This window comes from Streptomyces sp. NPDC058653, assembly GCF_042716895.1.
GTDB lineage: Bacteria > Actinomycetota > Actinomycetes > Streptomycetales > Streptomycetaceae > Streptomyces.
Genome location: NZ_JBHXRM010000014.1, coordinates 31,669 through 52,698, shown reverse-complemented (window position 1 = coordinate 52,698; position 21,030 = coordinate 31,669). Strand labels below are relative to the sequence as shown.

At 69.9% G+C, this 21,030-nt stretch carries 19 protein-coding genes and 1 tRNA gene; 14 read left to right on the top strand and 6 right to left on the bottom strand.

The window, feature by feature from the left end; genetic code table 11:
• Positions 1-217 precede the first annotated feature (217 nt).
• Positions 218-1,438: an RNA polymerase sigma factor gene (locus tag ACFWU9_RS14715; protein WP_384318303.1), complete on the top strand. Its 1,221-nt coding sequence runs from the start codon at positions 218-220 to the stop codon at positions 1,436-1,438.
• Between the two features lie 117 nt (positions 1,439-1,555).
• Here the strand turns inward: ACFWU9_RS14715 and ACFWU9_RS14710 are convergent, their stop codons facing one another.
• Together ACFWU9_RS14710 and ACFWU9_RS14705 are read right to left on the bottom strand one after the other, a co-directional pair.
• Positions 1,556-3,946 carry a protein kinase gene (locus ACFWU9_RS14710; RefSeq protein WP_384318148.1) on the bottom strand — a complete coding sequence of 797 codons (2,391 nt, stop codon included), beginning with the start codon at positions 3,944-3,946 and terminating at the stop codon, positions 1,556-1,558.
• An 89-nt stretch (positions 3,947-4,035) separates the two neighbouring features.
• Complete coding sequence (locus ACFWU9_RS14705) at positions 4,036-6,336, bottom strand: germacradienol/geosmin synthase (RefSeq protein WP_384318146.1); 2,301 nt, start codon at positions 6,334-6,336, stop codon at positions 4,036-4,038.
• 165 nt (positions 6,337-6,501) lie between these two features.
• Between ACFWU9_RS14705 and ACFWU9_RS14700 the strand changes: the two genes are divergently transcribed.
• The 4 genes from ACFWU9_RS14700 (at position 6,502) to ACFWU9_RS14685 (ending at position 10,341) form a co-directional block, all read left to right on the top strand.
• The gene (locus tag ACFWU9_RS14700) at positions 6,502-7,104 is read left to right on the top strand and encodes an HhH-GPD-type base excision DNA repair protein (RefSeq protein ID WP_384318144.1); all 603 of its coding nucleotides are present in this window, start codon (positions 6,502-6,504) and stop codon (positions 7,102-7,104) included.
• Positions 7,105-7,264: 160 nt separating this feature from the next.
• Complete coding sequence (locus ACFWU9_RS14695; protein WP_384318142.1) at positions 7,265-8,833, top strand: M28 family metallopeptidase; 1,569 nt, start codon at positions 7,265-7,267, stop codon at positions 8,831-8,833.
• A gap of 390 nt (positions 8,834-9,223) precedes the next feature.
• Positions 9,224-9,526 carry a type II toxin-antitoxin system VapB family antitoxin gene (locus tag ACFWU9_RS14690; RefSeq protein WP_330174931.1) on the top strand — a complete coding sequence of 101 codons (303 nt, stop codon included), beginning with the start codon at positions 9,224-9,226 and terminating at the stop codon, positions 9,524-9,526.
• Positions 9,527-9,705: 179 nt separating this feature from the next.
• Positions 9,706-10,341, top strand: a complete 636-nt coding sequence (locus ACFWU9_RS14685; RefSeq protein ID WP_384318140.1) for a LytR C-terminal domain-containing protein — start codon at positions 9,706-9,708, stop codon at positions 10,339-10,341.
• A 91-nt stretch (positions 10,342-10,432) separates the two neighbouring features.
• On the opposite strand, the gene upp is transcribed toward ACFWU9_RS14685, so the two are convergent.
• On the bottom strand, positions 10,433-11,068 hold the full coding sequence (gene upp, locus ACFWU9_RS14680; RefSeq protein WP_384318138.1) for a uracil phosphoribosyltransferase: 636 nt from the start codon (positions 11,066-11,068) through the stop codon (positions 10,433-10,435).
• 275 nt (positions 11,069-11,343) lie between these two features.
• On the opposite strand from upp, the gene ACFWU9_RS14675 reads away from it, so the two are divergent.
• From ACFWU9_RS14675 to ACFWU9_RS14660, 4 genes are all read left to right on the top strand, one after another.
• Positions 11,344-11,607: a hypothetical protein gene (locus ACFWU9_RS14675; RefSeq protein ID WP_384318301.1), complete on the top strand. Its 264-nt coding sequence runs from the start codon at positions 11,344-11,346 to the stop codon at positions 11,605-11,607.
• Between the two features lie 252 nt (positions 11,608-11,859).
• Positions 11,860-12,414: a hypothetical protein gene (locus ACFWU9_RS14670; RefSeq protein WP_384318136.1), complete on the top strand. Its 555-nt coding sequence runs from the start codon at positions 11,860-11,862 to the stop codon at positions 12,412-12,414.
• A gap of 65 nt (positions 12,415-12,479) precedes the next feature.
• Positions 12,480-12,923 carry a tRNA adenosine(34) deaminase TadA gene (gene tadA, locus ACFWU9_RS14665; RefSeq protein ID WP_384318300.1) on the top strand — a complete coding sequence of 148 codons (444 nt, stop codon included), beginning with the start codon at positions 12,480-12,482 and terminating at the stop codon, positions 12,921-12,923.
• Between the two features lie 31 nt (positions 12,924-12,954).
• Positions 12,955-13,042, top strand: a tRNA-Ser gene (locus ACFWU9_RS14660).
• Between the two features lie 88 nt (positions 13,043-13,130).
• Here ACFWU9_RS14660 and ACFWU9_RS14655 read toward each other — a convergent pair.
• Both ACFWU9_RS14655 and ACFWU9_RS14650 read right to left on the bottom strand, forming a co-directional pair.
• Positions 13,131-14,018: a TIGR03621 family F420-dependent LLM class oxidoreductase gene (locus ACFWU9_RS14655; protein WP_384318134.1), complete on the bottom strand. Its 888-nt coding sequence runs from the start codon at positions 14,016-14,018 to the stop codon at positions 13,131-13,133.
• 164 nt (positions 14,019-14,182) lie between these two features.
• The gene (locus ACFWU9_RS14650; RefSeq protein WP_384318132.1) at positions 14,183-16,372 is read right to left on the bottom strand and encodes a discoidin domain-containing protein; all 2,190 of its coding nucleotides are present in this window, start codon (positions 16,370-16,372) and stop codon (positions 14,183-14,185) included.
• A 435-nt stretch (positions 16,373-16,807) separates the two neighbouring features.
• Between ACFWU9_RS14650 and ACFWU9_RS14645 the strand changes: the two genes are divergently transcribed.
• From ACFWU9_RS14645 to ACFWU9_RS14630, 4 genes are all read left to right on the top strand, one after another.
• Positions 16,808-16,972, top strand: a complete 165-nt coding sequence (locus tag ACFWU9_RS14645; RefSeq protein ID WP_384318130.1) for a hypothetical protein — start codon at positions 16,808-16,810, stop codon at positions 16,970-16,972.
• A gap of 139 nt (positions 16,973-17,111) precedes the next feature.
• A complete protein-coding gene (locus tag ACFWU9_RS14640) occupies positions 17,112-17,405 on the top strand; it encodes a Dabb family protein (RefSeq protein WP_384318128.1) in 294 nt (97 codons plus the stop codon).
• 223 nt (positions 17,406-17,628) lie between these two features.
• Complete coding sequence (locus ACFWU9_RS14635) at positions 17,629-18,573, top strand: RNA polymerase sigma factor SigF (RefSeq protein WP_384318126.1); 945 nt, start codon at positions 17,629-17,631, stop codon at positions 18,571-18,573.
• A gap of 221 nt (positions 18,574-18,794) precedes the next feature.
• On the top strand, positions 18,795-19,673 hold the full coding sequence (locus ACFWU9_RS14630; RefSeq protein WP_384318124.1) for an RNA polymerase sigma factor SigF: 879 nt from the start codon (positions 18,795-18,797) through the stop codon (positions 19,671-19,673).
• A 325-nt stretch (positions 19,674-19,998) separates the two neighbouring features.
• On the opposite strand, the gene ACFWU9_RS14625 is transcribed toward ACFWU9_RS14630, so the two are convergent.
• Complete coding sequence (locus tag ACFWU9_RS14625; protein ID WP_384318122.1) at positions 19,999-20,205, bottom strand: hypothetical protein; 207 nt, start codon at positions 20,203-20,205, stop codon at positions 19,999-20,001.
• Positions 20,206-20,458: 253 nt separating this feature from the next.
• Between ACFWU9_RS14625 and ACFWU9_RS14620 the strand changes: the two genes are divergently transcribed.
• Entirely contained in the window at positions 20,459-21,019 is a 561-nt protein-coding gene (locus ACFWU9_RS14620; RefSeq protein ID WP_384318120.1) for a MarR family winged helix-turn-helix transcriptional regulator, read from the top strand.
• Positions 21,020-21,030 lie beyond the last annotated feature (11 nt).

The window sequence follows — 21,030 nt, the reverse complement described above, 5'->3', positions numbered from 1 at the left end:
GTGGTACGCCCGGGGTGTAATACGCGGTGTGAACCACGGCACCGACGACACTGACGGCACCACGGACGACGGTACGAGCCGCCCAAGCCACACGAGCGGTACGACCCCCACAAGCGGCACGAGCGGTACAAGCGGTACGAGCGGTACGAGCCCCGCCGACCGCACGAGCGTGGCGGGCGGTAGCAGCGTTACGAGCCCAACACCCCGCCCCACCGCGATCGAGGACCTGCTGCGCGCCAACGCGCCGCAGGTCCTCGGCGCGCTCGTCCGCCGCTACGGCCACTTCGACCTCGCCGAGGACGCCGTACAGGAAGCGCTCATCGCCGCCGCCCAGCAGTGGCCGGACACCGGCCACCCCGACAACCCCCGCGGCTGGCTGATCAAGACCGCATCCCGCCGCCTCGTGGACCAGCTCCGCAGCGAGGAGGCACGGCGCAGGCGCGAGGAGAACGCCGCCGCGCTCACCCCCAGGGACGCCTTCACCGCACCGCCGCCCGGGGAGAGCCGTGCCCCCTCCGAGGACGACACCCTCACCCTGATCTTCCTCTGCTGCCATCCCGAACTGCCCGCCGCCGGCCGGACCGCACTCACCCTGCGCGCCGTCGGCGGTCTCACCACGGCCGAGATCGCCCGCGCCCATCTCGTACCCGAGGCGACGATGGCGCAGCGCATCAGCAGGGCGAAACAGAAGATCAAGGGCGTGCCCTTCCGGCAGCCGGGGCCGGAGGATCGTGACCGCAGGCTCGCGACCGTGCTCCAGGTGCTCTATCTGATCTTCAACGAGGGTCATACGGCCACCTCCGGCCGGGAGTTGCACCGCGCGGACCTCGCGTTCGAGGCGATCCGGCTGACCCGTGCCATACGGCGGCTCCTGCCGAGGGAGGGCTCGGTGACGGGCCTGCTCGCGCTGATGCTGCTGACCGAGGCGCGCAGCGCCGCCCGCACGGGACCGCACGGTGAACTCATCCCCCTGGACGAGCAGGACCGCAGCCGCTGGGACCGTACGGCGATCGACGAAGGTACGGCGCTGGTCGAGGAGGCGTTGTCCCAAGGGCCCGCCGGCGCCTATCAGTTGCAGGCGGCCATCGCCGCGCTGCACGACGAGGCGGCGAGCGCCGAGGAGACCGACTGGCCCCAGATCGTGGCTCTGTACGACGAGTTGCTACGGCGGGCTCCCGGGCCCGAGCCGATGGCCGCGCTGAGCAGGGCCGTCGCCGTCGCGATGGCGCACGGTCCGGAGGCCGGTCTCGCGGAACTGAAGGGACTTGAGGAGGAGTTGGCGGGACACCACCGGCTCGACGCCGTGCGCGCCTACCTGTTGGAGAGGGCGGGGGACAAGGAGGGTGCCCTGGCCGCGTACCAACTGGCGGCCGAGCGCACGCTCAACGTGCCGGAGACGCGCTATCTGATGATGCGCGCGGCACGCCTGCGCGCCTGACCCACGGCCTTCCCGCACCCGACCGCCCGAGCGCCTGACGGCCGGCCTTCCCAGCACCCGACCGCCTGACCGCCGACCTCCGCCGGTGCCGCAGGCCCTCACCAGCCTCGCCCGCCCTCACCCCGTCAGGCTCCGGACCGTCCCCAGCTGCTTCCATCTGTCCTGCTCGCGCACGTCGACCCAGACCGGCCGGTCCACCGCCTGGTGGTTCTTGAAGCGGTACCGGCCCAGCAGCCCCTCGACGTCCACGCCGTCCATCGCCTTCCGGAGCGCGGCCCGCGAACGCTCGGGGTCCTCGTCCTTGCCGCCCGGTTCCGGCAGGGCCCCGTCCTCCCCGATCTGCCGGATGCCCGCGGCGAGTACGAGCGCCGCGTCGTACAGCTCGGCCCCGCCGCGCGCCTCGAACATCTTCCGCAGCCCGGCCGGTGCGGTGCAGACCCGCGGGTACAGCTCGCAGTCGGCCTTCGGCTGCCGCTCGTCGTGGAACGTACGGAAGCGCAACGTGCCGTCCGGCACGAGGTCGTCCCGCTCGTCGGTGTACTTGTGGTCGTCGTCGGAGTCGCACGACGCCTCGTAGTTGTCCTGCACGACCATCAGCTGCCCGGACTTCCTCAGCGCGTCGACCCACCCGTCGCGGTGCCGGGAGTTGGGCAGAGTGACCGTGTCGGGCCGGTTGTCCTCCACATCCGTGGTGACGTCCGCCTCGCTCATCTCCTCCGGGTACGCCGCTGACTCCTCGGCGTCGATACCCGCCTCCCGCAGCCCGTGCCCGAGCTTGAGGTCGCTGTACGGATCCTCCTCGGCGCCCTCGGTGTCCCAGTGGTAGTCCGAGCCGACGATCAGCTTGTCCGCGCTGTACGCACCGCGCAGATAGCGCCCTTCCTGCTCGCCCACCTCGAACTCCGACGGCATCATGCCGAAGGCGAAGTCCGGGCCCGAGCCTCCCTTGCAGGTGTCGATCGACGCCATGTGCTGGTCGAATCCGGTGTCGACGCCGTCGACGCTGCTGGTGTCCCCGATCAGTCCGATCAGACCCGGATGCTCCTTCAGCAGCTCGGTCGCCGGGGTCTCGTTGTCGTTCTTCACGGGGACGACGCGCACCGGCAGCTTTTCGCCCGTTGTGCGCTCGACGTCCTTGAACGCGGCCTCGACGATCGCGGCACGCTCCTCGCCGTACGACTCGTCGATCGACCAGTCGTACCCGACACCGATGACATAGCCCGCCGCCATCTCCGCGCGGGGCCCGCCCACCGGAGCCCGCCCGGACGCGGACGACGCCGAGGGGTCGGACGACGACAGCGCGATCCCGGTCGGTATCCCGAGCACGACGAGCGCCACGGCGGCCCCGACGAGGGCGTTGCGCCGACGACGGCGTGCGGGAGACGACGGCGGGAGCGAGGACGGCGGGAGCGAGGACGGGGGCGGGGACGGGACCTTGGCGACGAAATGAGGACGAGGGCTCGGGCGTACGTCCTCGGGCTCCCGCCCACGAGCCGGCTCCTGCCCACGCACCGACCCACCCACCGGCTCGGACCGGTCAACAACCACAGGACCCGGCTCAGGCACGACCACAGGATCCGGCTCAGGCGCGACCACGGGACCCGCTTCAGGCACAGCCACGGAATCCGGCTCAGGCGCGACCACAGGAGCCGCTTCACCTACGACCACACCCGCCGCGTCCCGCACCCGCTCCAGCTCGACGCGCGCCGCGTGAGCGTCCGACGGCCGGTCGTCGGGGTTCTTGGCCATCAGGGAGAGGATCAACCGGTCGACATCGGGGCCGAGTTCGGCCCGGGCCCGGCTCGGCCGCAGTGGTTCGTCGTTGAGGTGGTTGTACATGATCCCGGCCGCGTGACCGACGAACGGCGGTCGCCCGACCAGGAGTTCGTACAGGACACAGCCCAGGGCGTAGAGATCCGTACGCCCGTCGCCGTTCCGCTGCTGAAACCGCTCGGGCGCCATGTACAGCACACTGCCGAACGGCGCCTGCCCGGTCCGGGTCAGCAGCGGATCGCTGGACCGCTCCTCGGTGTACTTGGCGATGCCGAAGTCCACGACCTTGGCGACGCCCTCGCCGGTGACCATGATGTTGGCCGGCTTGATGTCGCGGTGCACGATGCCTGCGGCGTGCGCGACCTCCAGCCCCCGGCACACGTCGACGGCCCAGCCCAGCGCGTCGGCCACGCTCGCCCGCCCGCTCTCGGCGAGAACGTCGTGCAGCGTACGGCCGTCCACCAGCGCCATCACCAGGTACGGGCTGTCACCGTCCGTCCCGTGGTCGTGCACGGCCACGATGTGCGGGCTGTCCAAGGAGGCCACGGCCCGCGCCTCCCGCCGGAACCGCGCCAACTGCTCCCGCCGCTCCCCCTCGTCCCCGGGCGCGAGGAGCAGCTTTACGGCGACCTCCCGCCCCAGCTCCCGGTCCCTCGCCCGCCAGACCTCCCCCATCCCGCCGGCGCCGAGCGGCTCCCGCAACTCGTACCGCCCGCTCAGCAATCGCCCCCGCACGATGCCCTCCCCCTCAACAGACGTGAGTTCGAGGCTATCGCCCGCCCCGGTCCCGGAGCCGGAGCGGGTCTCGGCTCAGCAGGAGGCCGTCACCCCCTCAGTGCCTGGGCAGCGTCCTCCTTCAGGGGCCCCGGTGCGGCCCGAGCCGCCGGTGAGGGAAGGTGGATCCGGGTGGCCGAGGTGCCCGGTCCCCCGGGGGCCGGCGGGAGCCAGCGCGTGACGCTCGCGCGATCGTGGAGCAGGTCCTCCTCCTTGTACCGGCGGCAGCCGCGGTGCCAGACGAGGATGCCGGAGAGCCAGTTCTCCAGCTCCTCCACATAGCCGTCGAGGATCGCGCGCGCTTCTCCGTTCAGCGCGAAGTCGTCGTACAGCACGGGGAGTTCGTTGGCCGCGACGTGCTGGAACTGGCGCATGCGGCCCTTCATCAGATCGTGGACGATCGCAACCCCTGTCGGGTAGTCGCAGTTGAAGAAGGACTGCACGACCAGGACGCCGTTGTGGACCTCGCCCTCGAACTCGATCTCCTTCTGGTACGAGAAGAGGTCGTTCATCAGGCAGGCGTAGTCCTGGGCGGCGTTCTCCAGGGACTTCATCGGGCCGCTCCGGTAGATCTCCGGGGGCAGCGTCCGGCCGTGGCCGATGCGGGACAGGCTCATCGTCAGGTTGGAGCCGAAGGTCTGGCGGCGCATCTCGATGTAGTCGACGGGGTCCGGGACACGGTTCTGGATCTGGTTGGCCAGCTCCCAGACCCAGCTGGCCGTCATCTCCTCGACGGCCGCGCGGAAGTCCCGGCGGTCGTCCGGCTCCATCGAGCCGGCCGTGCGCGTCCACAGATCGGCGAGTCCCCGCTCCAGGGCGTTGAGCGGTGGCGGGGTGACGAGCGTGTCGACCGGCATGAAGAGCGACAGCCGTTCGCTGCAGAGCTTGGCCGCCAGCAGATCGCGCGCGTGGCCGTACACGACGGGGAAGTAGTCGTCCCCGTACGTCCCCCAGGCCAGCCAGTCCGAGGTGAGGTCGAGCCCCTCGGGCGTGGCGTCGGGGTGGATGCCGGCGGCGCAGAGCGGGAGGTCGATACGCCGGATCCGGTCCTCGTCCCAGATGTGCGAGCCCGGGACGCCCGGCTGCCCCTGGAGGATGCCCATCCGGTGGGCCCACTCCACGACGTGCTCCCGGGACGCGTCCAGATACGGGCTGAGCCTCGCTTCGAACGGCATCTCGAACTCGGGGAGGATCGAGGGCCCCACCCGTTGGTACGGCACCTGGCTGTGGGCGCGCACCCTGGCGGGTGAGCCGTTGGTGAGGCTCTTGAGATAGTCCGATGCCGCCGTCCAGCGCCCGACCGGGGTCTGCGAGAACAGCGGCCCCGTCGTCTCCCCCGCCCCCGGGCCGTCGCCCGCGTCGGCGCCGTTCATGTACCGGCTGGAGCGCATGTGCCACTCGTGGCCGCCGGACTGCCAGTCCTGGAGGCCCTTCACATAGGCGAGGGTCCCGGCCGCCGCGACCGGGTCGATGCCCTTCTCCACGAAGAGCGGGCCCAGCTCCGTCAGTGCCGTGTTCTCGAACTGGTGGAGTCTCGATGTCAGCAGGTCGTTGACCGCGTCCGCCGCCTCCTGTGTCGTACAGCCCAGGAACGTCTCCAGGACGAGCACACCGTTGCTCAGCTCGCCCTCCTCCTCGATCTCACGCTGGTAGGAGAAGAGGTCGTTCCGCAGATGGACCCCGTCGGCGAAGCTGTCCCGCAGGACCCGCAGCGGGCGCGAGTCGGCGATCACGGCCGGCACCTCGGCCCCCGCCGCGTACTCGATGAGCCCGGCCGACCACGGCGCGCCGCCCACCTTGCGGCGCATCTCGATGTACTCGACGGGATTCGCGATCCGCTCGGCATTGATGTTGGCGAGCTCCCAGAGGGATTCGTTGAGCAGATTCTCCGTGCTCTCGGCGAACCGCGCCCGCCAGTCCAGGGACATCGACGGCACCGTGCGCCGCCAGAGGTCGGCGAGCCCGGCCTCCACCGGATTCGTCGGCTCGGGAAATCCCTCGGCCAGATCCATCGGCATGAACGCGGCGAGCCGGTCGAGATACGCCTTGCCGCCCTCGCGGTCCTGCGTTCTCTTGAAGATCTCGAGGAAGTGGTCGTCGAAGAAGAAGACCCACACGTACCAGTCCGTGACCAGCGACAACTGCGGCCCTGTGCAGTCGGGATGGGTGTACGCGCACAGGAGCGCGTAGTCGTGGGCGTCGAGATCGCTCTGCTCCCAGATTCCGGAGCCCTCCAGCATCCCCATGTCCCGTGCCCACGTCCGGGAGTGCTCCCTGGCTTCCTCAAGACATGGATTGAGGCGCGCCGGATAAGGCATGTAGAAATCCGGCAGTTCGAAGGGCTGTGTCACTGGTGCGCGGCCTTTCCCGAGGATTCCGGAGCATTCCGGCAGCTGTCCGTGTCCAGCTCTACCCCTCGTCACGTACCGCCATCCGCGCCACAAAACAGTCGTATGAACACACCGTCAGGGCGTGGCCTCCCTGAAATTTTCCACCTCCCGGTCCACCATCTGCCCATGAGCACGACGATTCGCATCGCACAGCAACCCGAGGCCGACGAACTCCTCGGCCGCAGCCCGTTGGCCGCGCTGATCGGCATGCTGCTGGATCAGCAGGTGCCCATGGAGTGGGCCTTCGCCGGGCCGTACACCATCGCCGTCCGTATGGGGGGTGACGATCTGGACGCGCACGCCATCGCCGCGTACGACCCCGAGGCCTTCTCCGCGCTGCTCACGGACAAGCCCGCCGTGCACCGCTACCCGGGGTCCATGGCCAAGCGGGTGCAGCAGCTGTGCCAGTTCCTGGTGGCGCACTACGACGGGGACGCGGGCGCACTGTGGCGAGATGTCGCCACGGGCCAGGAGCTGCTCAAGCGGCTGAGCGAACTCCCCGGCTACGGCAAGCAGAAGTCGCAGATCTTCCTCGCCCTGCTCGGCAAGCAGTACGGCGTGCGGCCCGAAGGCTGGCGCGAGGCGGCCGGCGCGTACGGGGAGGAGGGCTCGTACCGCTCGGCGGCGGACATCACGGGCCCCGAGACCCTGGCCAAGGTCCGCGCGCACAAGCAGGAGACCAAGCGCGCGGCGAAGGCGGCGAAGGCGGCAGAGAGCTCCCGGAGCTGAGTGGACGTCAGCGGGGGGGGCGGCCGGCGGCCGGGGCCCGGGGAACAGGGCGAGTCCATGACTTGTGGCACATGTGTTCCCTTATGACCATCCGGGTCGCTAACTTTCGCTAGTTCGCACCGAACCACTGTTCTCGCTCGTTCGCATCGGAAGGACCCCTGTGAACGCAACGTCCCGCAGACTCCTGGCAGTCGCAGCCGCCACCGCGCTCACCGCCCCGCTTCTGCTGTCCGCCTCCTCCGCCTCCGCGCACAACAAGTCCGACCCGGCGAAAGAGGCGGCGAAGCTCTCCAGGAAGCTCGTCAAGGAGGCGTCCGGCAAGGACGCGTACAAGCACCTGCAGAAGTTCCAGGACATCGCCGACTCCGCCGGCGGCCACCGCGCCGCGGGCTCCCTCGGCCACGACGCCTCAGCCGCGTACGTGTACAGCCTCCTCAAGAAGGCCGGCTACGACGTCTCGTACGACAGCTTCGAGTTCACGTACATCGAGACACAGGCCCAGACGCTGAAGGTCATCGCGCCGACGCCGCGCGACTCCGAGATCACGGCCATGTCGTACACGAAGTCCACGCCCAAGGGCGGGATCGAGGCCGAACTCGCCGTCGTACCCGTCGACGCGACCACCGGCTGCGAGGCGGGCGACTACGCCGCCGGCGCGTTCACCGGCAAGATCGCGCTCATCCAGCGCGGCGGCTGCGACTTCGCCGTCAAGCAGCAGACGGCGGCCGGGGCGGGCGCGGTCGCGGCGATCGTCTCGAACAACACCGAGGGCGCCCTCAGCGGCACCCTGGGCGACCCGTCGGCGGCCAGGATCCCGACCGGCGGTGTCACACAGGCCGAGGGCGCGAAGCTCGCGGCGGAGGCGGCCGCGGGCGCCGTGACGGTCTCGCTGGACATCCGTCAGCTCCAGCAGAAGCGCGTCACGCGCAACGTCATCGCCGAGACCAAGGGCGGCGCCGCCGCCAACACGGTGATGCTCGGCTCCCACCTGGACTCCGTGACCGCCGGCCCGGGGATCAACGACAACGCGTCGGGCTCCGCCGGGCTCCTCGAAGTCGCCCTGGATCTCGCCAAGTCGCGCGAGAAGCCCGCCAACAAGGTGCGCTTCGCCTGGTGGTCGGCCGAGGAGCTGGGCCTGCTCGGCGCCGACGCCTATGTGCAGGGCCTCAGCCCCGAGCAGGCCGAACAGATCAAGCTCTACCTCAACTTCGACATGATCGCCTCGCCGAACTTCGGGCTGTTCGTCTACGACGGCGACGACTCGGACGGCGTGGGCGCGGGCGCCGGCCCCGAGGGATCGGCGCAGTTGGAGAAGGGCATCACCGACTTCCTCGACAGCAAGGACATCCCGCACGAGGGCACCGACTTCACCGGCCGCTCCGACTACGGGCCGTTCATAGAGGTCGGCATCCCCTCCGGAGGGACCTTCACCGGCGCCGAGGGCATCAAGACCGCGGCGCAGGCGGCCAAGTTCGGCGGCGAGGCGGGTGTCGCGTACGACCCCTGCTACCACGCGGCCTGCGACGACCTCGACAACATCGACAAGAAGGCGTTCGACGTCAACATCGACGTCATCGCCGACGCGGTCGGCCACTACGCCCACGACCTGAGCCCGCTCACCTCGAAGGCGGCGGCCGCCGCCGCGGCCAAGACGGAGCGGACGACGGGCGGCGACACGGGGGTGGGCGCCTCGAACGCCCACGACCACGAGCACGAGTCCCGGGCCTGACGGCGGGGGACAGCAGGACGGTCCGACGGCCCGCACGACGCGACGGCCCGACGGCCCGTACGAGACGGTGATCCGGCGGCCCGTACCGGCACGGTGGCCTGACGACCCGTACGACACGGTGGTCCGACCGCCGGTCCGGCACGGCTGTCCGACCGCCGGTCCGGCTGACGGTCAGCCATACACCGCGGGCGCCGGGGAAATTGATTCCCCGGCGCCCGCGCGGTCGTCCCCGGCCTTCCCAAGGAGGCGCCCAGGGAGGCGGTATGGGCGGCGACGTCACCGGACGGGATGGTTCCACTCATACGTCGCTCATACTTTGACCCGTTTGGATCTGTTTGCCCCACCGCGCCATGGCTGCGCCCGGAGGCGCTCGCCCGGTAGGCTTTCCGTGTGATCTTCAAGCGCATCGGTAACGGGCGGCCGTATCCCGACCACGGCCGGGAAAGCACCCGGCAGTGGGCGGATGTAGCGCCGCGCCCGGTCCGCCTCGATCAGCTCGTCACCACGAAGGGCCAACTGGATCTGGAGACGCTGCTCGCCGAGGACTCGACCTTCTACGGAGACCTCTTCGCTCACGTCGTGAAGTGGCAGGGCGACCTGTATCTGGAGGACGGACTGCACCGCGCCGTCCGCGCCGCACTCCAGCAGCGGCAGGTGCTGCACGCGCGCGTGCTCGAACTGGACCGTGCCTGACACACCGACAGGGCGGGGACCGTAGGGGCCGAACAGGCCGGGGCCGACCGAGCGACTGATCGACCGGCGCTCCTTCGGTCGGATCCTCGCTGAGCCTTTCGGGGTCTTTCCGGCCTCTTCGGGCCCAACCTATTGATCATTTAGTAGGAATCACTACCGGTGCGCACTACGCTGCGGCCATGAGCATGCTCACTCCCCCCGGCATGGGCGGCAAATACCGTATTACGGGTTCCAAGTACCCGCGCATGCGCCGCCCCCGCCACCGCCGCAGGATCGTGCTCGCGGCCGTCGCCGGAGTCGTCGCCCTCGGCCTGGTCGGCTGGGGGACCGTACAGCTCATCGACGTATTCACGGCGGACGACGGTACGCAGCGGAAGACGACGACCGCCTCGGCCGGCGGGCACGACTGCAAGCCCACCCCGTCCGCTTCGAAGGCCGCGGTCAAGACGCTGCCGAAGCCGGCGCAGATCAAGGTCAACGTCTACAACGCGACTCCGCGCGCGGGCCTCGCCAAGACCACCGCGGACGAGCTCAAGAAGCGCGGCTTCGTCATCGGCAAGGTGGGCAACGCGCCCGCGAAGTACGACAAGAAGATCCCCGGGACCGGGATACTGCTGGGCGCCCCGGCCGCCGCGGACGGACCCCTCACGGTGCTCGGCGTCCAGCTGAAGGGCGTGAAGTCCGAGCACGACACCCGGACGACCAAGGACGTCGACCTGCTGATCGGTACGGCCTTCAAGAGCCTGAGCGTGAAGAAGGACGCCGACCAGGCCCTGGCCACCCTCACCAGGCCCGCACCCGGCGGTCCCTGCTGAACACCGCCCGAGAACGGAGGCCCTGTCCGTACGGACAGGGCCTCCGTTCTTCGAGCACCGGCCGGGCGCTGCCCGGCGGATCGGACGGGCTCTAGTCGACCGTCCCGTACATACGGTCGCCCGCGTCGCCCAGCCCCGGAACGATGTAGCCGCGGTCGTTCAGCCGCTCGTCGACCGCCGCCGTGACGACCGTGACCGGCGTGCCCGCCAGCTCACGCTCCATCACCTCGACGCCCTCGGGCGCCGCGAGCAGCACCACGGCCGTCACGTCGTCGGCGCCGCGCTTGATGAGCTCCCGGATGGCCGTGACCAGCGTGCCGCCGGTGGCCAGCATCGGGTCGAGGACGTACACCTGGCGGCCCGACAGGTCCTCGGGCATCCGCGTCGCGTACGTCGACGACTGAAGCGTCTCCTCGTTACGGATCATCCCGAGGAAACCGACCTCGGCGGTCGGGAGCAGCCGCACCATGCCGTCGAGCATGCCGAGACCGGCACGGAGGATCGGCACGACGAGCGGCCGGGGGTAGGACAGCTTCACACCCGTGGTCGCCGTGACCGGAGTCTCGATGTCGACCTGCTCGGTGCGCACGTCCCTGGTGGCCTCGTACGCGAGCAGGGTGACCAGCTCGTCGGCGAGGCGTCGGAAGGTAGGGGAGTCGGTGCGCTTGTCGCGCAGCGTGGTGAGTTTGTGCGCGACCAGCGGGTGGTCGACGACATGAATCCGCATGCCTCCACAGTAACCGCGGCCCCGGCTCCGGCCCCCGTCGGCATCAATCCCCCGCCCGCAGGGAAGGTGACAGGGCACGCGTGCAAGGGGACGCGGGGGTCAGAGTCGACCGATTCGTGGGGTGGTGGTGCGGAATGCCGGACCGGCAGCGGCGGAGTGCGCAGAAGCGGGGCGGCGGGGGCCGGGCGGCCGGGGCGGAGGCCGAGGCGGACGAACCTCTCGGGCTCCCGGCCCAGGAGCCGGCCGGACCCGCACCCGCGCGGACGTCCCCCACCGTGCCCGCTCCCGCCCCTGCCGCCGCGCCCGGTCCCTCGCCCGAACCGGCGTCCGAACCGGCGTCCGATGCCGCCCCGGAGCCGGCCCCGGACCCGGCAGCGGATCGCGTCTCCGACGACGGCGCCGCGGCCCGCCGGCGACGGCGTGCTCAGTTCCTCCGGGAGTTGAACGAGGCCAAGGCCCTGCGCGAGCGGGTGAAACCTCGCCAGGCCCGCGCGGCCCGGATGCGCCAGCAGATGCGGATGCGGACCTTCCGCTGGTAGTCACGCGGCGGCCACCCAGGGGCCCTCCGGCCTTCGCGCTACGGCCACTTGGGCCTCGGCCGATCTCCGTCCCGGGGGTCTTCGACCCCCTCCCCCCGCCACGCGTCCGGCGCCGTCCAATAAAATGCCTCCACGACGCAACGACGGAAGACCTCTCGCAATCGCCCGCTTTCTGCCACGATTCCGAGTAGTGGGCGGGGCAGAGCGCAGCGCACCGCCGAATCGTCACCTCTGACCAGTGGGAGAGTCACGGTGTACTTCGCCGCACTGCTCGCGCGCACCGAAGACGGGTGGGAAGCGAGCGACACAGAGCTCGACGACGTGGAGACCTTGTCGGATCTGACCGATCTGGCTCGAGAAGCCTCGGTGGACGAGGACACGGTGCTCGTCTTCATCGAGCAGGAGGACGCCTGGTTCGGCGTGCTCCGCGTGGAGGGCGAGGAGGATCCTCGCATCTACGTCTCCGACGCGGCCATGGCCGCACGCTCCTCGTACGGGGAGATCCTCACGGACGAATTGCTCGGCGGGGACGATGACGACCTCGCCGACGCCTTGGACACGCTGGACCTCGACGGTACCGAGGACGGCGAGACGGAAGAGCAGGAGGACACGGAGGACCCCGACGCCAGCACCGGCCCCACCGGGGCGGCCGGCTCCGGAGCGGTACCCGCGGGACCGGCGGGCGACCGCACGATCCTCGCCGACCTGGGCCTCTCGGAGGCGGAGTTGCTGGCGCTGGACACCGACGCCATGGCCGAGATCGCGGACGCGCTGGGCGCCTCCGAGGTCCTGGAGACCGCCCGCTAGTGACGGAGCGCGACCCGGCGAGCGGACCGGAGACCGATCCGGTGCGCGAGCCGTGGCGGGCGCCCATGCGCCTCGCCCTGGAACAGGCCGCGCGTACGACGCCGGCCGGCGATGTGCCGGTCGGTGCCGTCGTGCTGTCCCCGGACGGCACGGTGCTGTCCGGCGCCCACAACGAACGCGAGCTGACCGGGGACCCCACCGCGCACGCGGAGATCCTCGCGATCCGCCGCGCGGCGGAGCAACTCGGCACCTGGCGGCTGACCGGCTGCACGCTCCTGGTGACCCTGGAGCCGTGCACGATGTGCGCGGGCGCGCTCGTGCAGTCGCGGGTCGCCCGCGTCGTGTACGGGGCGATCGACGAGAAGGCCGGAGCGGCGGGCTCGCTCTGGGACGTCGTACGCGACCGCCGTCTCAACCACCGCCCGGAAGTCATCCACGGGGTGCTCGCCGAGGAGAGCGCGGAGCTGCTCAGAGCCTTCTTCCGGGACCGCCGGATTATCGATTTCTGAGCAGGGGCCACCTTGGGCTAAGCTCTCTCTCGGTAGCGTGTCCGAGCGGCCGAAGGAGCTCGCCTCGAAAGCGAGTGTGGGGAAACTCACCGAGGGTTCAAATCCCTCCGCTACCGCCACGAACCGCCCCCGACCTGTGAGAACAGGTCGGGGGCGGTTCTTTTGATCTTCTCGGGCGGCGGCGCGGTCCTCGCGGTGGGTGGACGGTCAGCGCAGCCGGGCGATGACCTTCGCGAAGTCGCTCATGTCCGGTTCGAGTACGGAGAAGTACGTCAGCCCGTGGGTGTCCCGGTAACGGTGCAGCGTCTCGGCGATCTGTTCCACCGAGCCCGCCAGCACGTTGGGCAGTCGCAGGATCTGGTTCCTGGTCAGATTCGGGGCCGTACGGTGGACGGCCGTCAGGTCCGGGCTCTCCCGGCCGCCTGAGTCTGCGCCGGCGAGGACCACCGACGAGACGAACAGATGCAGCTCCAGACGGCCGAAGCGGGCGCCGGCCTCGCTGCGGACGTGTGCGACCCGGTCGGCGAGGACCTGCTGCGGGTCCAGCCCCGGCGGGGTGTCGCGCGCCATGACCGGGAAGCCGACGATGTCCCCCTCCCGGGCGGCGAGCCGCAGGATGCGGTCGCCGAGTCCGGCCAGCAGGAGCGGTGGCCCGGGGCGCTGGCGGACCGCGGGCCGCTGCCCGGGGGTGGCGAACATCCGGCGCAGTTCGGCGACCGTGTGGGCCAGATTGTCGACCCGTTCCTCGGGGGTGGGGTACGCCAGCTCCGCCGTACGGAACTCCTCCCCCACACAGCCGGCGCCGAGCCCGACCTCCAGCCGGCCGTCGGTGAGCTGGTCGGTGTCGGCGATGTCCCTGGCCAGCAGCGCGGGCCGGTAGAAGCCGGAGTTGAGGACAAGGGTGCCGACCCGCAGGGTGGTGGTCGCGTCGGCGGCGGAGACCAGGGCGGGGAACGGCGCCGAGATCCCCAGATGGTCGGGGATGTGGAGCACGTCGTAACCGAGCTCCTCGGCCTGTCGGGCCTTGGCCTGCCAGGCTTCGTGCGTTCCCGTCGCCGTCATGCTGACGCCGAAACGGAAGGGGCGGGTGGGCATGGCTTCCTTTCGACGGGTCCTGTCCCTGGAGGGGCGTTTTACGTCTTTTGTTCATGATAGTCACGACACGATGAGGGCCCGGCCCCTCCATGGAGAGACCGGGCCCCGAGGTACCGCTCACGGAACGTGCGCGGCTGTGCGCGCGGGTGGGACAGGCTGCGCTTCTACGGGAAGTTGATCACGTTCGACGGGATCGTCGAGGTGCCCGACGTCGGCGATCCGATGCTGTTGATCACATGGTTGTACTGGCCCATGCCGCCGAGAGAGACCACCAGGATGTTCTGGAACCTCACCCCCGACTTCACCGGCGCCTGGAATCCGTGTTCCTGACGGATGTTCGGATCGGACGTGTAGTTGCAGTAGCTGCCCATCGCCCAGCCCTGGTGGTTGACGACCGAATCGTCCACCTTGTACGCGGCGAAGCCCTGGATGCTGCCGTTCTGGATGGCGGCCTGGTTCGGGGCGTCGTACGCCTTCTCGTTCTGGAAGAAGATCGTCCGGCCGTTCTCGCCGCTCCACCGCACGTCGTACTTGTTGAAGTGTTCGACGAAGAGCCCGGTCGCGAGCACGTTGTCGCCGTTCACCTGGAGGCCGTAGTCGGCGCGGTTGGTCTCCCAGCCGACGCCGTCACCGTGGTCCGCCCGCCAGATCCAGGTGTGGTCGATGATCGTGTCGTTGCTGTTGACGACCAGGCTGGTGGTCGCCTTGCCGGGGCCGGCGCCGCCGATGCGGATGAAGACGTCCTGGACGGTCGTCGGGTTGGCGGAGTGACTGGCCGAGGAGTTCTGCGGGCCGACCTCCAGGAGGGTCGGGGAGTTCACGGGTCCGGCGTCGATCAGGAACCCGGCCAGCTTGACGCCGTCGACGTCGGCGACCTTCATCGCCGTCACGCCGTTGTCCGGGATGATCGTGGCGTAGCCGAGCCCGAGGACCACGGTGTTCGCCCGGTTGACGTTGATGGACTGGTCGACGTGGTAGATGCCCGGGGTGAAGAGCAGGTGCAGACCCTGGGCGAGCGCGGCGTTGATCGTGGCCGCCGTGGCGCCCGGCTTGACCACGTAGAACTGGTCGAGGGGCAGCGACTCACCCTGGGGGGTGCCGTTCCAGGAGACGCCGCGCGCGTTGGTGCGCTTGGCCGGCACGAAGACCTTGTAGGTGTTGCCGTCCAGATAGAGGAACGGCTTCTCGCGGGAGGTCGGGGTGTTGTTCAGGGTGGTGTACGGCGGGTTCGGGAAGGACTGCGTGGGCGCGCCCTCGACCCCGGAGAACGCCATGTTCCAGACCCCGTTGCCCCAGCCACCGATGGCGCTGTCACGGGTGTACCACTGCTGCTGGGAGTACGGCGTGATCTGGCCGTCGACCTTGCTGTCGGCGATGTAGCCGCCGCTGGCCCAGCCGTAACCGTTCGGCGCGAGGTTGAGCCCGCCCTTGACGTGCATACGGCGGAACGGGGCGGCCTGCGCCACGGCCCAGCGGTTGCTGCCGCTGACCGGGTTGAGGGCGAGGTTCTCGGCCGAGCGCCAGAAGTTCTGGGTGGCGTTGCCGTTGAACCAGCCGGCGTCCACGGTCACATCGCCGTTGATGTTCGTGTCGTCGGGCTTGAGGCCGAGACCGGAGATGGAGGTGTAGAAGCCGAGTTGGGCGTTGATGTTGTTGTACGTGCCCGGCTTGAAGAGCAGTTGGTAGCGGCCGGAGCCGAACTGCGCCTCCTCCTGCTGCTCGAAGATCTGGTCCAGCGTGCCCTGGATGTTGGGCGTCGACGGGTCGAAGACCTTGACGTTGGGACCGAGGTCACCGCCGCCCTGGATCGGTCCGCCGTTGCCGCCGCTCTCGCCGTACACCTGGAACTCCCAGAGGGAGTAGCCGTACTGGGTGGCACGGGTGGTGCCGGTGAGCTTCACATAGCGGGCGGTGCCGGAGATGTTCAGCGTCTCGTTTCCACCGGGGCCGGTGGTGGTGGAGTACGCGCTGGTCCAGCTGGTGCCGTTCGTGGAGAGCTCGATCTTGTACGCCCTGGCGTACGCGGCCTCCCAGCGCAGCGCGACCTGGCTGACCGCGACCGAGGAGCCGAGGTCGATCTGGATCCACTGCGGGTCGGCGGCGGCGCTCGACCAGCGGGTGCCGTTGTCCCCGTCGACGGCCGCGGCGGCGGGCGTGCCGCCGTTCTCCGTGCTGGAGACCGTCACCGGCTTGCCCTGGGAGAGCAGGGTCGGTGCGGCGCTCGCGGCGCCGGTGGTGGGGATGAGCATCAGCAGGGAGGCGACCAGGGTGGCGGCGACGGACGCGGCTATGCCACGGCGGCGTACCGACTTGGGTCTCCTGAACACCGGAACGACGGACGGCGGAGCGTGCATGGGCAGGTCTCCTGAAGTCTGGGACGACGAGGGGGAGTTCGGGGTGCGGAGAGATCCGGCAGGAACCCGGAGAGCGCTCTCTCGTACCGGAGATGTTTCTCTCGTGTCTCGTACACGTCAAGAGTTGTGCACACACCGACCGCCGCCGGTTGGCCTTCGATCAACAACTAACCGACCTGGCGGGGCATTTGCTCGGGTTCGCCACCTGTCGTGCGGACTGTCCGTTCAGATCCTGACGACGAGGGGCTCCCGGACACCGCGTACGGCGTCCGATCCGGCCGCGCGTCGACGACGCGTCGCCCGGGCGTCCGGCAGGCGTCGGTGAGGTACGGCCGGAAGCGGTCGGGCGGGGGATCGGAATCGGCCTCCGAACCGGCCCATTCGTACGGTTAGACTCACGCGATCGCACCGGGGACAGCAGGGGAGGCAGCGCTGATGGTGCAAACGAAGAAGATCGCGCTCTATCTGGTCGTTGTCTTCGTGCTGTACACGATCATCACCTCACCCGAACGGGCGGCGGACCTCGTCCAGGTGGGCTTCGAGGGTATATCGGACGCGGCCGGAGGCGTCGGCGAGTTCATGACCGAGCTCGTAGAGTAGCCACGGCCGGACAGCCGCCCCGGGCGCCGCGCGCCCGCAGGACACCCCCGCACCGCCGGTCGGCACCGCCGACGGGCGTGTCACCGACCCCCCGGTACCTGACCCGCCCCTCCGCCGCGCCCTCCTTAGGAGACACCGAATGATCCGCCATCTGGTCCTCTTCAAGCTCAACGAGGGCATCTCGCGCGACGAACCCCGGGTGGTCGCCGGCGCACGCGCCTTCATGGAGCTCGGCGACAAGATCCCGGAGCTGGAGTCCTGGGAGGCCGCCTGGAACACGAGCGACCGGCCGATCGCCCAGGACTTCGCCATCAACGCCTCGGTCGCCGACTCCGGCGCGCTGGCTCGGTACCTGGAGCAGCCCGACCATCAGGCGGCCGTCGCCCAGTGGCGGGAATTCGCCACCTGGGTGATCGCCGACTACGAGTTCTGATCGGTTCCGACCGGTTTTCCGGCCCTTGACCCTCCTGGCCCCACGCCTCACCGGCGTGGGGCTTTTCGAGTTTGAACAGGGGATTCACCGCCAACACGGAGTTTTCTGGTGCTTGCACACAGTGGGCAAGTCTTGTGATGCTATGACCGCTTTTGACGGATGAGTTGACCGTAGTTGACCGCGAAGGGGTGGCGTGACCGTGCCGGCCAGTACAACGCCTCAAATGCCGCCCCAGATCGAGCCCCGCGCCGAGACCCGCGCCGAGACCCGTACCGACGGCGGGAGCGACGCCCGCACCGACGAACGCGCAGACGGCGGGACCGACGATCGCGCCGACTCCCGGAGCGACGCCCCCCTCGTCGAGACCCCGAGCGAGAACGAGCCACGGCCGTCGGCGCCGGGGACCCGCGGCGCCGACACCAGAGCGCTGACGCAGCTGCTCTTCTCGCAGATCAAGGATCTGGAGCGGGGCAGCCCCGAGCACACCCGCGTACGCAGCGCGCTCATCGAGGCGAATCTGCCGCTCGTGCGGTACGCCGCCGCGCGGTTCCGCAGCCGGAACGAGCCGATGGAGGATGTCGTCCAGGTCGGCACGATCGGTCTGATCAACGCGATCGACCGGTTCGACCCGGACCGGGGCGTACAGTTCCCGACCTTCGCGATGCCCACCGTCGTCGGCGAGATCAAGCGCTACTTCCGCGACAACGTGCGCACCGTCCACGTACCGCGCCGGCTCCATGAGCTCTGGGTCCAGGTCACCGGCGCCACCGAGGACCTGACGACGGCTCACGGCCGGTCCCCCACCACCGCCGAGATCGCCGCGCGGCTGAAGATCTCCGAGGAGGAGGTCCTCGCCTGCATCGAGGCGGGCCGGTCGTACCACGCGACCTCGCTGGAGGCCGCCCAGGAGGGCGACGGACTGCCCGGTCTGCTCGACCGGCTCGGCTACGAGGACCCGGCGCTGGCGGGGGTCGAGCACCGCGATCTGGTCCGGCATCTGCTGGTGCAGCTGCCCGAGCGGGAGCAGCGGATTCTGATGCTGCGCTACTACAACAACCTGACGCAGTCCCAGATCAGCCAGGAACTGGGCGTCTCCCAGATGCATGTGTCAAGACTCCTCGCGCGGAGCTTCGCGCGTTTGCGATCCGCAAACAGGATCGAGGCATAGCTCTTCCGGGTAGTAACCCCGCAGGATCCCCACCGGCAGCAAATTCGCATACCCCCTTATTCCGGTGCAGATATGTCGACTTGGCGCTACAGCGCGTTGACGACATGTGACATTCTGCTGGAACCGCGTTTGCCGCAGTCCCACCGCCGGTATTCAGGTGGAGGCTGCGTTCCTTCGACGGGAGCGGCCACCGCGACCGTCAGCGACCTCAAGGGGGTGGCATGTCCGTAGAACAGGGCAGCTCGAAGGTGCTCACGCTCAACAAGAGCGACCAGGCACCGGACGACGCACCGGAGATTCTCGACCGCGCGGCCGAACCGCGCGCGGCCCAGCCGGAAGTCATCGACACCCGCACTCTGTCCCGCTCCCTGTTCCTGCGGCTCGCCGTTCTCGCCCAGGACAGCCCGGAGCGTACCTACGTACGTGACACCCTCATCGAGCTGAATCTGCCGCTCGTGCGTTACGCGGCGGCCCGCTTCCGCAGCCGTAACGAGCCGATGGAGGACATCGTCCAGGTCGGCACGATCGGCCTCATCAAGGCGATCGACCGGTTCGACTGCGAACGGGGCGTGGAATTCCCCACGTTCGCGATGCCGACCGTCGTCGGCGAGATCAAGCGCTTCTTCCGCGACACGTCGTGGTCGGTCCGCGTGCCCCGCCGGCTCCAGGAGCTGCGGCTGGCGCTGACGAAGGCCAGCGACGAGCTGGCGCAGAAGCTCGACCGCTCGCCGACCGTCCCCGAACTCGCCCTGGTGCTGGGCGTGTCGGAGGAGGACGTGGTCGACGGTCTGGCGGTCGGGAACGCGTACACGGCCTCCTCGCTGGACTCGCCGTCCCCCGAGGACGACGGCGGCGAGGGATCGCTCGCGGACCGTCTGGGGTACGAGGACACGGCCCTGGAAGGGGTCGAGTACCGCGAGTCGCTGAAGCCGCTGCTGGCCAAACTCCCGCCGCGCGAGCGGCAGATCATCATGCTGCGCTTCTTCGCGAACATGACGCAGTCCCAGATCGGCGAGGAGGTGGGCATCTCGCAGATGCACGTCTCACGCCTGCTGACCCGCACGCTCGCGCAGTTGCGGGAAGGGCTGATCGCGGACTGAGGGCAGGCGTCACCGCGAGGACGACAGCGCCGGCGGGCGCGCGACTGTTCTACGCGCGCCAAGCGGCTCTACGGGCCTGAGAACCCGGCGGGCGTGTCACTCGGCGGGCGGCGGCCCGGCCGGTCGTGTCCAGCTCGGTGCGGCCCGGCGACCTGCGAGCCATGGCCCGGTGCCGGACAGCGCATCCACGCGCGGTCATCGCGGTGGCGCCCCGCGAGGAGCGGAGCGCCACCGTCAGGAGTGAGCCGTGGGCTCTCGGCGTCCGGGACCTGAGGGTCCGGGGTCCGAGTGCCCGGGATCCGAGCCGCGGGCTCCGGACCCGCGGTCAGCCGAGCGCGAGCCAGGCGACCGCGCCCAGGACCACGATCGCGACCAGGACACCGATGATCAGCCCGGTCTTCGATCCGCTCTGCTGTGGCGCCGGGCGGCCCTGCGGCTCACCCTCGTCGACAAAGGCCCGGAACATCTGGGTGCTGCCCGCGGGGTCGGGATTTCCCTCGGGGCCCTGCGGGGCATGGGGGTTGTGTGCCATGAGCCAGGACCCTAGCGAACCCCGCAGCCTCGCCCAACCCCCGGGGCCGACTCAAGGCCGTACGACCCGTTCCCGACGTCCCCGCAGCCGCGCCGAACGCCCCTCGGGTCTCCCTGGGCGCCATTGACCTCGCACATGCGAAGCCTTTTGGGTTCCTTTACTCCTGATGCCCATTTTTAGTTTGCCTTCAGCAACCAACCGCTTCTATGGTTGCCCTAAGCAACAACATGGCGAGGGGTCTTCCGGAGGGGTCATGGCCGCCAGGAGTCAGTACGCGGAACTGGCCCGTCAGCTCAGTGCCATCGGCGCCGTGAAACGGGCACTCACCCGCGTTCTTCCCGCCGACTGTCCGGGCGGCTCGGCCGCCGTACTGGCCCTGCTGGAGCAGCACGGTGAGATGCGGATGAGCCGCCTCGCCGAGCTGCTGGCCGTGGACATGTCCGTGACCAGCAGGCATGTCGCCCACGCGGTGGAGCGCGGCTGGATCGAGCGCGCCCCCGATCTCGCCGACCGGCGGTCCCGCATTCTGCGGCTCACACCGGCGGGCCGTGACCTGCTCGACGAACTCGTACGACGGTCGACCGAGGTGTTCGCCCGCGCGCTGTCCGACTGGTCCGACGACGAGGTCGGACGGCTCAGCACCATGCTGGCCCGCCTGCGGGAGAACTTCGGCGACTGCCGGCCCGGCCGCTACGACGAGAGCCCGGGCTCCTACGCCCGTACCGCCGGCCCCGCCGCGTCCGGCCCGGCGACGGCCACCGCACCCGCACCCGCACCCGCTGAGCGTGGAACGCCCGCGCGGCAACAGACGTAAGAGACGAAGGA

Coding starts and splice junctions, on each gene's coding strand:
- ACFWU9_RS14655 (WP_384318134.1), bottom strand. CDS start 14,018: ATGCCCACCCGCCCCTTCCGTTTCGGCGTCAGCATGACGGCGACGGGA.
- ACFWU9_RS14650 (WP_384318132.1), bottom strand. CDS start 16,372: ATGCACGCTCCGCCGTCCGTCGTTCCGGTGTTCAGGAGACCCAAGTCG.
- ACFWU9_RS14685 (WP_384318140.1), top strand. CDS start 9,706: ATGAGCATGCTCACTCCCCCCGGCATGGGCGGCAAATACCGTATTACG.
- ACFWU9_RS14620 (WP_384318120.1), top strand. CDS start 20,459: ATGGCCGCCAGGAGTCAGTACGCGGAACTGGCCCGTCAGCTCAGTGCC.
- ACFWU9_RS14640 (WP_384318128.1), top strand. CDS start 17,112: ATGATCCGCCATCTGGTCCTCTTCAAGCTCAACGAGGGCATCTCGCGC.
- ACFWU9_RS14635 (WP_384318126.1), top strand. CDS start 17,629: ATGCCGCCCCAGATCGAGCCCCGCGCCGAGACCCGCGCCGAGACCCGT.
- ACFWU9_RS14700 (WP_384318144.1), top strand. CDS start 6,502: ATGAGCACGACGATTCGCATCGCACAGCAACCCGAGGCCGACGAACTC.
- upp (WP_384318138.1), bottom strand. CDS start 11,068: ATGCGGATTCATGTCGTCGACCACCCGCTGGTCGCGCACAAACTCACC.
- tadA (WP_384318300.1), top strand. CDS start 12,480: ATGCGCCTCGCCCTGGAACAGGCCGCGCGTACGACGCCGGCCGGCGAT.
- ACFWU9_RS14630 (WP_384318124.1), top strand. CDS start 18,795: ATGTCCGTAGAACAGGGCAGCTCGAAGGTGCTCACGCTCAACAAGAGC.
- ACFWU9_RS14625 (WP_384318122.1), bottom strand. CDS start 20,205: ATGGCACACAACCCCCATGCCCCGCAGGGCCCCGAGGGAAATCCCGAC.
- ACFWU9_RS14645 (WP_384318130.1), top strand. CDS start 16,808: ATGGTGCAAACGAAGAAGATCGCGCTCTATCTGGTCGTTGTCTTCGTG.